This window comes from Paenibacillus sp. J31R98, from assembly GCF_056269245.1.
On the sequence record NZ_JBWDNO010000001.1, the window covers coordinates 1,775,617 to 1,791,981 of the forward strand.

A 16,365-nucleotide genomic window follows, 5' to 3' on the forward strand; every position below is an offset into this window, starting at 1 on the left:
CCTCCTGTCCAATTGTAGGTCTGAATACTCCCTTAGACGCATGCGGATGAGAAATGTTGCGACATTTTCCTGATATTGGACAGATTAAACTAAGGCATCATATCATACATGCCGGAATGAAGGAACTTGACTTTGACGTTCACCGACTTTAAGGAATCCTCGGTCAAAATCAATCCGTCCGCAGCTTTCGATTGCGCCTTCCATTCCCGGTTATGATAGCGATACAAGTGCTGTTGCAGATTTAATAAATCGACCTTCTTCTTGATTCCAATTTGGTACGAAGCCATCACTTGTTCTCGAATCTCTTGTTCGGCGATCTTCTGAAACTCGCTTATGGACGATCGTTCTACCATCTCCTCCACGATGCCATTGAGTGTTAAATCCAACGTGATTACCGGCTTGCCATTCTCTATATGGGCGTTTATGCGTTTATTAAGATCGGACAGGGAAATCATGCCGATCTTCTTCTGATTCCGAACAATAGCGAGAACCCCCCGGTACATATTCCTCTGGGTCCACTTCACCCCATCAAGCTGTTTCTCAGCAAATCGATGCGGCGCTTTTCCTTCATAGAGTGCATAAGCACCTGACGTATACAGAACCTTTTGCACTTTCTTCTCGTCTTCCCATGCCTTTGCATTGATGCTCAGCTCCGGGATTAAATCCGTCTCTCCCTGCTCATTTCGATTAGCAAGCACTTCATAGAGCCGCAATGGAGGCACGATCGTCAACTGATGATGAAGAAGCTTCGGATTGTGCAGCAGGTTGGAAAGCGGTGATAAATTGATAAACGTCGAGTTCTGGAACAACTTATCAATCGGCTCTTTCGTTCCGAATACCCAAGAGGTATACCGGATTTGCGGATATCTTGGAATCGCATCCATATACACGTTAAAATCTTTTTTGAGCGCATTGTCACTGATGACGATGGCGAGGAGATGATCCCAATACAAGCTTTGCTGATTCGTTCTGTATAGTTCATTCATGGCTTCGTACACGGTCTCGCCCTCGCTCCTGCCAACCCAAATCTCCTGCGTCGCACTGGCTTTACCCTGATCCTGCTTGCCAATCACGCTGAAATCCATTAGCTCCGCGTATAACTTGTATTTGCCTTCCGCATAATCGATGCCGAGCGCAGTTACAAAATTATAATCCGATATCGTTTTGACGTCCCAGCAGCCGGTAATTATCAGGCTAGCACTTATCAGTATGAGAATTACTCCGGCTATCCTTCTCATTTCATTCCCCTTTCCTCTTGCTGTCTTTGGGGTTGTACATGACTGGCCGCGTCCGAACCAGCGTTCTCGGCTTGGATAGAACGGCCATCAGCATGTCTTTGAAGATTGGCGGCGACATCGGAGCGAGATACGGCACGCCAAACGATTCAAGCTTCGATAGATAGATAAGGATCGAGAATAATCCCAGAAAAAAGCCGTACATGCCGAGGATTGAAGAGCATCCTAATATAAACAGACGAAGTATGGTTACAAGCCCGCTAAGCGATTGATTCACGAGCGTATATGAAGCAACCATCGAGATAGCGGTCACGACGAGCATCGCTGATGAAGTCAGCCCTGCATCAATAGCCTCTTGCCCGATGAATAACCCGCCGACTACGGTTACCGTTTGCCCGACTCCTTTGGGAAGCCTGATACCAGCCTCCCGGAACATCTCGAAGGCGAGCTGCATCAGAAATGATTCCAGCGGCGCGGGGATTGGAAGACCTTTGCGAACATTGATGACGGTCGCTAAAGTCGTGAATGGGATTTGGTCCAGTTGAAACGTGGTAAGCGCAATATAAAAGCCTGGTATGAAAATGCCAACGAATATTCCCAGATACCTCAGCAGCGTCTCAGATGCTACGGATAAATAGGAAGCATGAATATCTTCAGGCGTCTTCAGTAGCGCCGATAGTGTAGCTGGCGCAATCAACGCCATTGGAGTACCGTCCATGATGAGAACGAATCGGCCGCGCAGCAGCGACTCAACGGCAAAATCCGGCCGGCCAATATAATCGATCAGCGGAAACAACCCCTGTGGAGAATCGGATATCATCTCCGCCAGCTCTTCGCTGCTGACAATCGCATCGACATCTATGCTTTGCAGCCGCTTGCGGGCAGTGTCAAGAATTTGCGGATCCATAATATCTCGTTCGAATAGCAGCGCGACCTTAGTTCGGCTTCTCCTGCCGATAATAAAGTGTTCACAGCTGAGCGTTTCGGTTAAGAACCTCTTGCGAATCAGCGCAATATTGGTTGACAGCTGCTCTGTAAAACCGTCACGTGGACCTCTGACGGACACCTCGGTATTCGATTCTTGTGTCGTTCTCTGAGGCGGATTGGATATATCGATGGCATATAGGGTATCTAGATGATCGAACAACAGCAGAAGCCGACCGGAGAATACGGCATCGGTAATACTTTGCTTATCCGTCTCCAGCTGCACGAATGACAAGTTGCCAAGTGTTCCCGCCTCAACTTGTGCAGGCGGCAGCTTCTCTAATTGCGGAATAATGACTTGATCGATCAGTTTGTCATTGGACATGCCTTCGCAGTGTATCAAGAGAACGCTCCAAACCGCTTCTTCATGGAGAATCCGCACACGCTTTATGATGACGTCCGAGCAGTGTTCAAATAGCTTGCGGAGTTCGGATTCGACGGGTTGAATAGACTTAGCTGGCATCGACTTGACCTCTCCTCTCTTTTAAACGAATGATGACAGATAACACGAATAGCAGCAGCACGACGAAGATAATCATCACGAGCGTTATCGGATAGAAGATATCCTGCATAATCCAGATAAACAGAGCATCACTGATGTGATAGAACGGGACGAGAAGCAGAATGGCACCAATGATGAAGAAGATCGTTTTCCGCAATGCGGCCTTTTTCACTTGAAACAGCTCGACCAGCAGATACATGCTTAAGGACAGCCGGACAAACGAGCCGCTCAGCCATTCGAAAATGGCCAAAAAATCAAGATGGTTAATATTTTTGCCGAGCGTGACAAGTCCCCATTGTTCGAATATCGGGAATCGAAGCTTGGCTGCTTCACTTGCACTGAAGCTCGCGATCGTGTCCAGCAGCGGAATGATAACCAAGTAAACCGTTGCGGCTAGCAAAATCATCCATGTAGATAACCGTAATTTGCCCTTGATACGATGTTGAAACAGTAAGACGATGACCACCTCTAGAATCCCATCCGTCGTGTAGATAAGACCGTGCAGCACCGGTCCCATGCCATGCTCGAGCACAGGCAAGATGTAGTGATAGTTTTTAAAGGGGATATTGGAGATGGTCAGAAACATTTCGCATACGAGCACGAAAGGAAACAGCAGGCCGGCGCAAACCGTGATGGACCAGAGCCCTGCATAAGCCGCGTAAAAAGCAATGATGAGAAAGGTGATGGCGATGGCATAACCGGGCGTATCAGGGAGAAAGGTGACATCGACCCAATTGGTGGTATCTTTTAGAGTGATAATGCTGTTCGAGAACATGTACAGGAAAAAAACAAGTCCCACTAATCCAACCGGCAAGCGACCAAAATGCTGCTTGATCCAGGGGATGAGAGAAGCTTGAGCAGTCGTATTCATAATAAAGGCAATAATCGAGAACAAGCAGATGCCAGGCACTACGGTCAACAGGACGCTTAGCCAGGCATCTCTGCCGGTTGAACCGAGCAGCATGGGAATGACGAGAACTTGATTCGACATCGCTGTGGTCAGAACGAGAAGCAAACACGTCTGTAAGATTGAAATCTTTCTCTGATTCATCCTAGCTCACCCTAATATCGAAATAGTTGCGAGTAGTATCTCCTGAACATTGATTATTATCCAATTACTGGTGTTGGCGATAAAATCATGCAGTTGAGCGGAAACGATAAAAAACCTTCTCGGAGGAGAAGGTTTGCTTGGGAAATCGACTATTCCTCAATTACAGCAAGCCCATTCGTAATCAAATTCGTTAACGCAGACACTTCATTGAGCAGTTGAAGTTCCTCTCGAAGCGGCTTTTCCAAGCCGTTAAGCTCGGAGTAGGTGACCGCCAGCTCCAGAAGCTCCATTCGCAGAAGCCAATCCAGAGGGTACATGTGAATTAATTGCTGATGGATACCTGAGAGCTCTTTCGCGTCCGATTCGCTTAAGATTTGCTTTGCTCGGATTGTGGCTGTCTGCTGATACAGCATCTCCAGCTCAGTCAGCTGTAGCCCCGCCCCCACTTGTTCCTGTTCCCGCTCTTGCTCTTCTTCAGATTCCACATCTACTTGATAATACGCAATCGGATCAGCCGCACCGGGATACGCACAGACAATTCGTGAGCCGACCGCCATATCGTACGTGCCCCACTCTTTCTTGAACAACTCTTCTCCCGCCAGCGTCACCGTACAATCTTCGAACGAAATAAGGAGCAAGGCTCCATTATGCCGAAGAATCTGCTTTACTCGGCCCTGGACCACAACGCCGCTTGCAAAGTCAAGCTGAGCTTCATTGCCGATCACAATCCCTAGCCCCGCCAGCGCTGCATCGTCACAGCTTTCCAGTGCGCTCCCACCTGCCAGCAGTCCGATTGGAGTACCGAACCCTCTTGCGTGATAGTCAATTCCATGGCCATGGAGCTGTTGTTTATTCGCCGACAGCGCTGTTTCTCGAGCCGTCTTCACATACACGGCTTCGCCGCTCTGATCGGTCACAATCTCGCTCACGATGCCCGTCACGCAGAGACCCGAGTTGAGCTCGAATGTCGCGACCTGCCGTGAACGCTTCGCCTTCTCCAAGCTCTCTGTGCCGCCGACCCGGTAGGCCATCTTGCTCGCTAACGCTTCCGCGCCAGCCTTCAATTCATCGAAGCTCTTGCAGACGAACAGCTTGGACTGCATCTCCGTTACAATCTTGGGACTTGCAGCGCAAGCTTCGACCGAGTAAGGCAGCTTCGCTACCGCATCCGTGAAGCAATGCTTACTCTCTCCAACCGAGGACAGCAGCCCTGCGCCATATATTCGCGGCTCATCCAGCTCTCCCATAAGCCCGTACTCCACTGTCGCCCAGAATAGTCGCGACACTTGCTCGGCTTCGGATAGGCCTACAATAGCCTGCTGTTTCTCGGAAGCGAGCTGCTGAGCGGCTGCTTTCTCTTCATCCGAGGAATTCGGATCCTCCATCACGATGGTTAGCTGCCTAAGCGCTTCGAACGCTTCGCCTCGCTCCTTCATGGAGAAAGCCTTCGTCCCAATCTCGCCCATCTGCTGCACATAGGCGCGGTATTCCGGATCGAAAAGAATCGGCGCGTGCCCTGCCGCTTCATGGATGATATCCGGCGCTGGCGTGTATTCGATATTCGTCAATTTACGAATTTCGGCGGCTATCGGCAGAATCCCGCTTGCTAGCAGCTCGTAAAACACTGCGCCGGGGATAAGCCCGTTCACAATGACAGCACCCCAGCCGATCTTCGCGAGACAATCATTCATCTCGGACACGCGAGGGATATGCTCGGTCACAATGCCTGAGCTTCGCAAGCCTTCCACGTATGCGGGATGCGCCCGCTCCTTGAGCACATGATGGTTTTGCCGCATCACATATCGCCAGACCGCATGATTAATCGGCGTATACTGATCGTATTGCTGCCTGGAGACGTATTTCTTCAGATGAGGCGGAATCTGTTTCATTCAATCGACTCCCTCACGATTTTGCGCGCGTACAATTATTTCGGTATCCAGCTCGTCGGGTAATTCAAATCTTCCAGTGCCAGCGCCCCTCTTGCCACACGAAGCGGCCGGAACGTATCGATCATAACCGCCAGTTCCAGCGTTTCCTTCTTCCCAAGTCCCGCTTCAATCTTACCCGGGTGAGGCCCGTGCGGCATCCCGCTTGGATGGAGCGTAATCGAGCCTTCCATGACGCCTTTTCGGCTCATGAAATTGCCTTTCACATAATACAGCACCTCATCACTATCGACATTGCTGTGAAAATACGGCGTAGGTATCGCATCCGGATGATAATCGAACAATCGCGGCACGAAGGAGCAGACAACGAAGTTATGCCCCTCGAACGTCTGATGAATAGGCGGCGGCATATGAATACGGCCGGTGATCGGCTCGAAATCTCCAATGTTGAAAATATACGGGTACAAATAGCCGTCCCAGCCCACGACATTGAGCGGATGCTGCTTGTAGATATGCTTGTGCAAGTACCCGCCTCGACGCGTCAGCACTTCGAACTCCCCTTCATCCGTATGGGTCACCAGCTTCTCAGGAAGTCGTATGTCGCGCTCGCAATATGGGCTGTGCTCAAGCAGCTGACCTTGCTCATTCCGGTATCGCTTCGGCGTTGTAATCCAGCTGGTTGTCTCGATGACCAGCAGCTTTCCTTCTCCAGCATCTGGAATGACACGGTAGATTGTACCTGTTGGAATGACGATATAATCTCCCGGATCATAGCTGAGCGTACCGAACATCGACTCGATCTCGCCGGTCCCATAGTGGACGAAGAGCAGTTCATCGCCGTCCGCATTGCGATAATAGTAGTCCATCGGCTGCACGGCATTCACAATCGAGATGGTAACGTCATCATTCCCGAGTATATAGCGCCTCCCCGCTACCGCATCGCCGCTATCTTGTAGTTGTGCGGCTAGCATATGCCGATGACGAAGCGGGCTTTGATCTTCATAGTCAATTAGGCATGGCTTGTGCAGTTCAGCTCTCAGCATCTCTGTTGGAGCGCAATGATGATACAGAATGGACTGTATGCCGGAGAAGCCTTTCGTCCCCATCACCTGCTCCCGATACAGCGTGCCGTCTTGACGTCTGAACTGCGTATGCCGCTTCCGCGGTATGTCCCCCATTCGATGGTAGAAAGGCATGCGAACCCAACTCCCCCTTTCCTCATATTGCCGACAGCACTTGCCCCGTCACTTCGCCGAAGCCCACACGGTAGCCATCGCCTTGACAGTAGCCCGTCAGCGTCAGACGGTCATTATCCTCGAGCCATACACGCTCTTCGCCGCCCGGCAGTCGGATCGGCTCCGTCCCTCGCCAAGTAAGCTCAAGCATGCAGCCGCGAGACTCTTTTGCTTCCCCGCTAATTGTCCCGGATGCGAGGAGATCCCCAGTCTGCAGATTGCAGCCGGATACCGTGTGATGGGCGATCTGCTGGGCGATCGTCCAGTAGAGATGGCTATAATTGCTTGATGTGATTTGCAGAGGCTGCTCGCTTGCACTTGTTTGCAAGTAAGCTTCGAGCTGAATATCGAAAGAAGACGCATTGTTTTGACAGAGATATGGCAAAGGATCAGGTGTTTGCTCCGGAGCAGGGATACGGAACGGAGCGAGCGCTTCTAGCGGCACGACCCAAGGGGAGATAGAAGTGGCAAAGTTCTTGCCGAGGAACGGACCGAGCGGCTGGTATTCCCATGCCTGTATATCGCGAGCGCTCCAGTCGTTAACGAGGACAAGGCCGAATATGTGGTCTTCTGCTTCTGCGATTGGAATTGGATCGCCGAGCGAGTTGCCTCTCCCAATAAGCCATCCAACCTCCAGCTCGTAATCCAGTTGACGGCTCGGACTGAAGATCGGACCTTCCGCATTCGGCAGCTTGATCTGTCCGCTCGGACGCCGTACATCGGTTCCGCTGATCACAATCGAGCTTGCTCGCCCATGATAACCTACAGGCAGATGCAGCCAATTCGGCATCAAGGCGTTCTCTTTGCCGCGAAACAACGTGCCGACATTGGTTGCATGCGACTTAGACGCATAGAAATCCGTATAATCGCCGATCTGCACCGGCAGCAGCAGCTGGACCTCGCTTTGCAGGTGGAATGCTGTTGCTCGCAGTTGTTCATCATCGCGAAGCGTCGGTTCCTCCGCATCCAGCAGCTTCGCAATCGCAGCACGCGTTGCCCGCCAAGCCTCCTGACCGAGTGCCATGAACGCGTTTAACGAAGGCTGATCGAAGACGCTCTTCCCATGAATTGCAGGGATATTGCCCAAGCAACCCGCCTCATCGAGCGCGACCAGATCCAGCACATAACTTCCAATCGCGACGCCTATCCGTGGGTATCCAGCTAACGGGCGAAACACGCCATAAGGCAGATTTTGAATGGGAAAATGCGACTCCGGCTCCACCTCGATAAACGATTGCTTCGGTGCCACGTCATCCCCTCCTCTGTTCCAATAGCTTCAGCTCGCGCAGCTCATCCCGCGGATCGTCGAAGCTGCAGCTGCCATAGGAGAGCATCGCTAGCCCCCGGAATCGTGTCACCGCATCCGAAGACATCGCGAGTTGCTGCCATCTGATGCCTTCTGCTTCAACCACAAATTCTTTCGGTTCCTCGTCGTCTAGGATGGAGCGGATCGCATCATGCGAAAGACCATGCTCCCAAGCGAGCAGACCTGCGAAGAATACATTGAGGAACCCGTGCATCTTCGTATTCACTTCGCTTCGGAACATGCGAACAGGGTGATGCAGACCTGCCGTAAATTTCATCGGCACTTGCCCATCTCTGCAAGCTGCAAGCACAGCAGCAACTTGGCTTGGGGATGGAAATGCCGCTGCGAGCAAACCGCCTGTTCTTAGCTTAATGCCAAGCTTCGTGTCAGAGCCTACGTTGAATGCAGCAAACTGTTGAATCGCGTCCAGCATTGCAGACTCCCATTGCTCATCCAACGGGTAAGTCAACTCACAGAAGGTTTGGAGCCGTGCCGCTGACGTTTCTTGTGCGATTGCCTGAAGCAGTTCATGCTCAATTGACGTCGCTGGCAGCGGCAGTTCCAGCGAGTGAACAACTGCCGCTAGCTGGTACTGGTTGCGGAATTCTTCAATCCACTCCAGACTGCCTGTCAAGAGTGTCTCACAATCCGCTGGTGTGCGGCTGCGATTCCCAATGACCGACAACGATAAGGGATGGTTCGCCGAGAACATCCGTTTGTAAGGGGCGAGCTCGTTCAGCCGCGCAACCGGGATGACGAACTTGCCTAGCATCCAATGGTCTTGATCATGCATGTAGCTGTGATACTGCAAGATAGCTTCTTGCATCGGAAGCTCTGCCGGAGGGAACAAACCAGCGTAATCAATGAGTTTCTCCATGAACGGACGAATGCCAGTTATCATGATCTCACAGCCTCCTTCTTGCGAAATGATTGCATAGATTCAAGCGCTAACTATCGCTCGCTAACCGCCGAATCGCCTCAACCGCCTCCGGATTCTCAAGCGTCGTCAGATCGCCGGGAGGAGTGCCCAGATAAGCGGCTCTGATCGCTCTTCGCATCACTTTCGCGTTCCGCGTCTTCGGCAGTGCCTCTACTTCATAGATCGCCTTCGGCTTAAACCCTTTGCCAAGCTGATCGGCGACCAGCTCAAGCAGCTCATCGCTCAGCTCTGCGAAAGCTCTAGCGGCTTGCCGATGGACCACAACGAAACAGACAGGAGCTTCCCCCTTCGTCTCATCGGGGACGCCAATAGCCGCTGCTTCCACGACATGCGGGTGAGCGGTCAGAACAGATTCCAGCTCGGCAGGACCGAGCCGCTTGCCTGCAATGTTAAGCGTATCGTCCGATCGGCCGGTAATGTACCAATTGCTTGAGGCAGCGCCATCATCGTCGATATAGACCCAATCGCCGTGAACCCACGTACCCGGCCATCGCGACCAATACGTCTGCTCGTAGCGTGCGGGGTCCTGCCAGAAGCCGCTCGCCATGCCGACCCATGGGCTCTTCAACACAAGCTCGCCTACTTCGCCTCTCACAGACTTCCCATCATGAGAATAGACATCTGCATCCATCCCGGGAATCGGAGAATTGAACCCCGCCGGCGCAATCGGCTTCAGAAGCACATTGCCGAGAATGCCGCCGGATATTTCGGTGCCGCCCGAGTAATTGACGATGGGCACGCGTGACTTGCCGACCTGTTCATACAGCCACAGCCAAGGCTCATCATTCCACGGCTCGCCTGTTGAGCCGAAGACTCGCAGCGACGATAACGAACAATCGCGATAGCAGGCGTCGCCATATTTCATGATGCTGCGGATTAGAGTCGGCGAGATTCCTAAATGGGTGATGTGATGCTTATCAACAAGCGAGAACACCCGCTCCGGTCCTGGATAATCCGGCGCACCTTCATAGAGCACCATTGCTGCTCCATTCAATAACGTGCCATAGACCAGAAATGGTCCCATCATCCAGCCCATATCGGTCACCCACAGCATGACATCCCCAGGCTTCACATCCATTGCGTAGCCTGCATCGAATGCAGCTTTGATCGGGAAGCCCGTGTGCGTATGAACGATTCCTTTCGGTACCCCTGTAGTCCCGGAAGTGTACAGCAGCATTAGAGGTTCATCGCTGTTCATTGGCTCTGCCTCTGCTCCGAGCGCTGATCCAGCATCTTGTTCCCGAGTCAGTTCACTCCACTCTACATCGCGATCCTGTTGCGACGACGAAGAACTAGCCCCCAGTCTTCGTACAACGACAACATGCCGAACCGTTGACGCAGCACCCGCCGCCTTATCGGCTTCCTCTTTGAGCAAGACCACCTTGCCTTTGCGATAGAAGCCATCCGCAGTAATGACCATCGTACAGCCTGCCACTGCCAACCGTTTCGCCGCCGCATCTGCGCGGTAGCCCGAATAGATTGGAATGCTGATTGCACCGATCTTGGCAATAGCAAGCAGTGAAATGACGGTCTCCGGTATCATCGGCATATAGATCGCGATTCGATCGGCCTTCTGCACGCCGAGCCGCCGCAAACCTTCTGCCGCCGCGTTCACCTCAGCTGCAAGCTCGCTGTACGTGAAGCTTAGTGAAGCACCGTCTTCGCCTTCCCATATTAGCGCTTGCCTCTCCGCGGTAACAGGATCAGAGAGCCAGCGATCGAGCACGTTGGTCGCCGCATTCGTTCGTCCGCCAATAAACCAGCTGGGCCACTGAATCCCTTGCGTCAGATCGAGTGTCTGATCGTAACCTCGCTCCCAGACGATGCCCATCTCCTGCACAACCGTATCCCAGAACCAACTGATGTCGGCAATGGATCTCGCATAGAACGTATCATAATCGTCATAGCCCAGCTTCTGCATGAACTGAAATAACCGGGTTTGCTCGATGGATTCTTTGGTCGGGTGCCATACCGGATTTTGCCGCATGTTCAGCATCTCCTTATAGCAGCTGCCTCAACTACAGATTGCCTCTGCGGGCTTGTTCACGTTCAATCGACTCGAACAACGCTTTGAAATTGCCTTCCCCGAATCCAACCGCGCCTTTGCGCTGGATAATCTCGATGAACAGAGTCGGCCGGTCGACAATCGGCTTCGTGAAGATCTGGAGCAAGTAGCCTTCATCATCGCGGTCCACGAGAATATCAAGCTCTCGGAGCTTCGTCAGCTCTTCGTCAATAGCGCCTACTCGATCTGGCAGCATTTCGTAATAACTGTCAGGTGTGCTTAGGAATTCAATGCCATTGCTACGGAGTGTCGATACCGTTGAAATAATATCATTCGTGAGAATTGCTATGTGCTGTACGCCTGCGCCATTGTAGTAATCGAGGAATTCCTGGATTTGCGACTTGCGTTTGCCAGTCGCCGGTTCGTTAATCGGGAACTTGATCCGTCCTCCGCCGAACATCACCTTCGACATCAGCGCCGAGTATTCGGTGGAGATATCCTTGTCGTCGAAATGAATCATCTGCTTAAAGCCCATCACCTTCTCGTAATACTCCACCCATTCCTCCATCCGCTCTACATTGCCAACGACATGGTCGATGCCGATTAGCCCAGTCGGCTGATTAGGAATGATCAAGTCGCAAGCTTCATACTTCGGCATGAAGATGCCCTTATAATCGCTGCGGTCGATTAACGTATGCACCGTATCTCCATAGGTGCCGACAACCGCGAGCCGGACCGTTCCAAACGCATCGCTGACTTCCTTCGGCTCCATCACCGGAATAGCGCCGCGCGACACCGCTTCATGATAAGACTTCTCTACATCATCCATGCGCATCGCAATATCCTTCACGCCGTCGCCATGCTTCTTCGTAAACTCCGCGATCGGGTGAGACGGCGATAACGCCCCGCTCACAATGAGTCGTGCTTGGTACTGCTCAAGCACATACGACACTTTGCCGGACTCTCCAGTTTCAAGGCCTGCATACGCAACCTGGCGGAAGCCGAAGCCTTTGCTCAGATAATGTGCGGCCTGCTTCGCGTTCCCCACATAGAGCTCGATATATTCGACGCCCCGAACCGGGAAGAAATCCGAACTACTTTGGCCAATCCGTCGCTGTTTCTTCATGCTGTCCTCATCCCTTTTTCACATTTACCGTTATCTTATTCAGCACCTGCCTATGGTGACGAAGCTGCTGTATTAATATTTATTCGGCGGATGGGCGAACTTTCCAATTTATTGTCGGGTAGCTTGTTGCTATTCCTGCCCAAAACGAAAAAAACAGCAAGCCCCCGATTAACTCGGATTAGCTTGCTGCCTCGTATATAAGCTTATTTCGCTACGATATAACCTTCTGCTTTGAGCAATTCTGCGATCAGAACTGCGCCGCCCGCTGCGCCGCGGAGCGTGTTATGCGACAGGCCGACGAACTTGAAATCATAGATCGAATCTTCGCGCAGACGACCAACGGATACGCCCATGCCGTTTTCAATGTCACGGTCAAGCTTCGTTTGCGGTCTGTTCTCTTCTTCGAAGTAAGTGATGAACTGCTTCGGTGCGCTTGGCAATCCCAGCTGCTGCGGACGACCTTGGTATTCCCGCCAACGGTTCAAAATCTCTTCCTTAGCCGGTTTGTTCTCGAACGAAGCGAATACAGTCGCCAAATGACCGTCTGTTACAGGAACGCGGATACATTGTGTCGTAATGAGCGGCGCGCTTGCTTTGACAATCTCGCCGTTCTCTACTGTACCCCAGATGCGAAGCGGCTCCTGCTCGCTCTTCTCTTCTTCGCCGCCAATGTAAGGAATTACGTTGTCGAGCATATCCGGCCAATCTGTGAAGTTCTTGCCTGCCCCGGAGATCGCTTGGTAAGTCGAAGCGACAACTTGTGTCGGCTTGAAATCAAGCAGCGCGTGGAGCGCCGGCACGTAGCTCTGGATCGAGCAGTTCGGTTTCACGGCGATGAAGCCTGTTTCCGTACCGAGACGCTTGCGCTGTGCTGCGATGACTTCAAGATGGCTTGGGTTAATTTCCGGAATAACCATTGGAACGTCTGGCGTCCAGCGGTGTGCCGAGTTATTCGAAACGACAGGCGTGCCTGTCTTCGCGTAGGCTTCTTCGAGTGCTTTGATTTCATCCTTCTTCATATCGACCGCGCAGAATACGAAATCGACGCCTGTTGCTACTTCTTCTACCTTCGAAGCATCCTGTACGACGATCTGCTTCACTGCCTCAGGAATTGGCGTGGACAGCTTCCATCTGCCTTGAACTGCTGCTTCATATGTTTTGCCAGCCGAGCCTGCGCTCGCAGCAATTACTGTTACTTCAAACCATGGATGCTGATTCAACAGCTCTACAAAACGCTGGCCGACCATCCCTGTACCACCGACAATACCAACTTTTAGCTTATCCGTCATTCCCATTCAATTCCTTTCAGCATCATATGTGTCGTTTTTAAAAATCTCATTTGGTGTACCTTATGCATGCGTGAGCCAAGTTGCAACAGCTCCGCTTATAACAAAAAAATCCCACCCCCAAGACTTGTGTAAAGTCTTAGGGACGAGATTGGCATGCTCGTGGTACCACCCTAGATTCGCTGCAATGTCGCCATTCCAGCCTCTTCGAGTACGGCATTGGTTCGTAGCAATGCTTATACTCTAGCTCTGTAACAGGAGCTCCTGTCACCCCATCCCTTGCCGATTGCAAAGTTCCGGTGTGCTGCTCTGAGCCTTTTTTCAATAAAGCTTGCTTTGCCCCTTTCCAGCTGCCGGAGCTCTCTGTAAAAGCAGTTCTTTACCTACTCATCTCTTCATCGCATTTGAATGTTGCGTTTATATTATCAGATAACGGAAGCAAGGTAAATCATTTTTTTGAAAATTCGCAGCATAGCCAAGTAAGCCGAGCCGGGAAATGTTTATTAATGATACGAGCACCGATCACATACTTTAGGAGGGAGATGCTCTAAAGCCTCAATTACGCTACCACATCTGATGGGAGAGGCGATTCCACTGAGATGGCTTACAGCTTCCGTGCTTGCAATTGTGATGGTAGTCAGCTTAGTCGGCTGTGGATGGCAGCTAGGCAGTGACAAAGAATCCGCGGCTGAGACAGAGGAGCCGCAAGTCACTCTCGCGAAGAACATGACCGCGCACCAGAAGGATCGGTTTCAGATGTTCGTCGCACGGGTCGTACGGGACAAGAACAACCTGACACCTGAGACAATCAGGCAATTCTGGGAGCTCGTCGACGAAGTCGGGGCAACGGACGAAGAAGTTGCGACGATGAAGGATTTGCTGGCAGGACCGATTGTGCTGTACATGAAATTTTTCTTCGACGATGCCTTGATTGCGCTGTCGCAAGGGATTCCTTACAAATCGCCGGAGCGCGAGCAATATGAGCAGCACCTGAAATCACTCCATGCCATTACGGATGAGAGAATCCGGCAAAATGATGAGCTCATGGCGGACATTGCCGCGAGAGAGCCAATGCTACAAGGTGGTGCAGCAATTGATGAGTTGATCATCCGGGATGCGCTCATCAATGTGAATGAAGCAATCAATTCGATTACGATTCTGTTCACAAGACCCAACTGAAGAAGGCTGCCGAGTCCTGAACACCGACCGGCAGCCTTTCGTTTATTTATGAATGGTTCTACCCGCTTCAATCTCCGCATTCGCCAGCATATTGCGAATCATGATCGCGTCATGCTTGCTGCTAGCTTCTTCAATCACGCGAGTCAGCTCCGCGAAGCGCTCCTTGGTCACAGCAATTCGCTCTTCCAGCTTCTGAATGTCTAGCTGCATAGAAGCAGAGCGCGTCTTGCTCGTGTACGCCTGCTCGAGATAGCGCTTCGCCGCCTCCGCATCCTGCTGTGCCGCGGCTTGTTCCGCTTGCTCGCGAAGCTGCTGCTGCTGCTTCTCAATCGCAAATCGCCGATCCTTCGCGGACAACAGCTCCGATTCTAAGCGGCTGACAATAATGGCAAAATCACGCAGCCGCTCATTTGCCGCTTCGAGATACACCTCGAAGGAGACAGGCTCTTCTTCCTTATTCGTAAACGTTCGGCATACTCGAATGATTCGATTTATAATTCCCATCGCTGCTCTCCTGCCCGCCCATTAGTCGTCGCAATATTTTCGCTCATCCGCTGATTGGAAGGTAGGCTGTGTAATAAATCGGCCTGGTTCGCCGTCATCCCCGTATTCGAACACGAATACATGCCCTCTTGGTATGACATTGCCTAGCACATTCACCGAATCCACGAGCACACGGTATACAGACGGGAATGGACAGCAGTACCAGTACGAATCTTCCTTAATGTGACCGCGCTTGAACAGCTCTTCAACGGTCGTTTCATATTCGCGCTCCACTCTTGTCTCGATGAAATTCTCCCAGTGCTCGACTAGATCGCGCTCTGCTTGGAAGTATTCGCCTGCTTTGCGGATTTCGGTTATAGCGACCTGCGAAGTCACTTTCCAGATGTCCTCGGAATCCAGCTTGCACGGGATAACGCCGTTCGAGCCCGGAACAGCCGTCGGCAAATTCTTCAGCATCTCTGGGTCCTTCAAGCCTTGCGCGACGAGGATATAGTTCGATAACGCCATCCAATATTGCTCTTCAGCATCCTCGTGGCTCTCCTCCGAGACACGCCGTCCATTCGAGATCGTGCCAACGATGGAATCGCCAGCTTGCTTGCGTGTTCTGGCTTCTTCGTATAGGAGAATCGCTTCCTTGTACGTGTCCTTCTCTCCTCGCGCAACGGATACTTCAAGTGCCAGCAGCTCTTCCAGACCAGCGGCAGCTCTTCTCAGACCGGCAATGTGCTGTTCAGGACATGGCTTCGGACCCTCAATCTGCGTGCCGAGCCGGATCGGCAGCTTGATTCGCGCTGCATTCGAGAACGCAGCTTCCTGTCTTGCGGCAACCATAATATCTGGCAGCATGCCATACCAGACGTCTGCCTGATCATGCGTGACAATCGGCACCGCTTTCGGAACAGCACCATCAAGCGCATCACCGAGCAGCTCATCCGCCATGATTTGTAAGCTTCTTGCAGCCTGCACAATCGCTTGCGCACGTGCAGAGGTGCTCTCTGCCAGCTCGACATGGAGCGAGTAAACTTGTTCTCCAAGCCTTTTGTAGCTTTCCAGATGTTCAATCGGACATACTTTCTGCCCGGTTAGCTGCTCGCGGAACCAATCCATTACGCCCATGTGTAAAACC

13 protein-coding genes and 1 other annotated feature are annotated in these 16,365 nt (G+C 51.9%); of the genes, 1 reads left to right on the forward strand and 12 read right to left on the reverse strand.

Annotated features, from left to right (window positions below):
* Positions 1-89: 89 nt before the first annotated feature.
* The 10 genes from AC0YNX_RS08030 to asd all read right to left on the reverse strand — a co-directional run bounded on the left by AC0YNX_RS08030 (position 90) and on the right by asd (position 13,559).
* Entirely contained in the window at positions 90-1,238 is a 1,149-nt protein-coding gene (locus AC0YNX_RS08030; protein WP_475815099.1) for a Ger(x)C family spore germination protein, read from the reverse strand.
* A gap of 1 nt (position 1,239) precedes the next feature.
* A complete protein-coding gene (locus tag AC0YNX_RS08035) occupies positions 1,240-2,682 on the reverse strand; it encodes a spore germination protein (RefSeq protein ID WP_475815100.1) in 1,443 nt (480 codons plus the stop codon).
* A complete protein-coding gene (locus AC0YNX_RS08040; protein ID WP_475815101.1) occupies positions 2,672-3,772 on the reverse strand; it encodes a GerAB/ArcD/ProY family transporter in 1,101 nt (366 codons plus the stop codon). Before AC0YNX_RS08040 ends, AC0YNX_RS08035 begins: the two co-directional genes overlap by 11 nt.
* A gap of 149 nt (positions 3,773-3,921) precedes the next feature.
* Positions 3,922-5,661, reverse strand: coding sequence for an aromatic amino acid hydroxylase (locus tag AC0YNX_RS08045; protein ID WP_475815102.1), 1,740 nt, complete (start codon positions 5,659-5,661; stop codon positions 3,922-3,924).
* Between the two features lie 35 nt (positions 5,662-5,696).
* Positions 5,697-6,854 carry a homogentisate 1,2-dioxygenase gene (locus tag AC0YNX_RS08050; protein WP_475815103.1) on the reverse strand — a complete coding sequence of 386 codons (1,158 nt, stop codon included), beginning with the start codon at positions 6,852-6,854 and terminating at the stop codon, positions 5,697-5,699.
* A 22-nt stretch (positions 6,855-6,876) separates the two neighbouring features.
* A complete protein-coding gene (gene fahA / locus AC0YNX_RS08055; protein WP_475815104.1) occupies positions 6,877-8,142 on the reverse strand; it encodes a fumarylacetoacetase in 1,266 nt (421 codons plus the stop codon).
* A 1-nt stretch (position 8,143) separates the two neighbouring features.
* On the reverse strand, positions 8,144-9,100 hold the full coding sequence (locus tag AC0YNX_RS08060) for a hypothetical protein (RefSeq protein ID WP_475815105.1): 957 nt from the start codon (positions 9,098-9,100) through the stop codon (positions 8,144-8,146).
* A gap of 46 nt (positions 9,101-9,146) precedes the next feature.
* Complete coding sequence (locus AC0YNX_RS08065; RefSeq protein WP_475815106.1) at positions 9,147-11,126, reverse strand: AMP-binding protein; 1,980 nt, start codon at positions 11,124-11,126, stop codon at positions 9,147-9,149.
* Positions 11,127-11,157: 31 nt separating this feature from the next.
* The gene (gene hppD, locus AC0YNX_RS08070) at positions 11,158-12,270 is read right to left on the reverse strand and encodes a 4-hydroxyphenylpyruvate dioxygenase (protein ID WP_475815107.1); all 1,113 of its coding nucleotides are present in this window, start codon (positions 12,268-12,270) and stop codon (positions 11,158-11,160) included.
* 203 nt (positions 12,271-12,473) lie between these two features.
* Positions 12,474-13,559, reverse strand: coding sequence for an aspartate-semialdehyde dehydrogenase (gene asd, locus AC0YNX_RS08075; RefSeq protein WP_475815108.1), 1,086 nt, complete (start codon positions 13,557-13,559; stop codon positions 12,474-12,476).
* A 135-nt stretch (positions 13,560-13,694) separates the two neighbouring features.
* Positions 13,695-13,964: a binding site (T-box leader), on the reverse strand.
* 168 nt (positions 13,965-14,132) lie between these two features.
* Here asd and AC0YNX_RS08080 point away from each other — a divergent pair.
* A complete protein-coding gene (locus AC0YNX_RS08080) occupies positions 14,133-14,735 on the forward strand; it encodes a hypothetical protein (RefSeq protein WP_475815109.1) in 603 nt (200 codons plus the stop codon).
* A gap of 42 nt (positions 14,736-14,777) precedes the next feature.
* Here AC0YNX_RS08080 and AC0YNX_RS08085 read toward each other — a convergent pair whose 3' ends face one another.
* A complete protein-coding gene (locus tag AC0YNX_RS08085; protein WP_475815110.1) occupies positions 14,778-15,239 on the reverse strand; it encodes a hypothetical protein in 462 nt (153 codons plus the stop codon).
* Positions 15,240-15,260: 21 nt separating this feature from the next.
* Positions 15,261-16,355: a hypothetical protein gene (locus tag AC0YNX_RS08090; protein WP_475815111.1), complete on the reverse strand. Its 1,095-nt coding sequence runs from the start codon at positions 16,353-16,355 to the stop codon at positions 15,261-15,263.
* Positions 16,356-16,365: the final 10 nt, after the last annotated feature.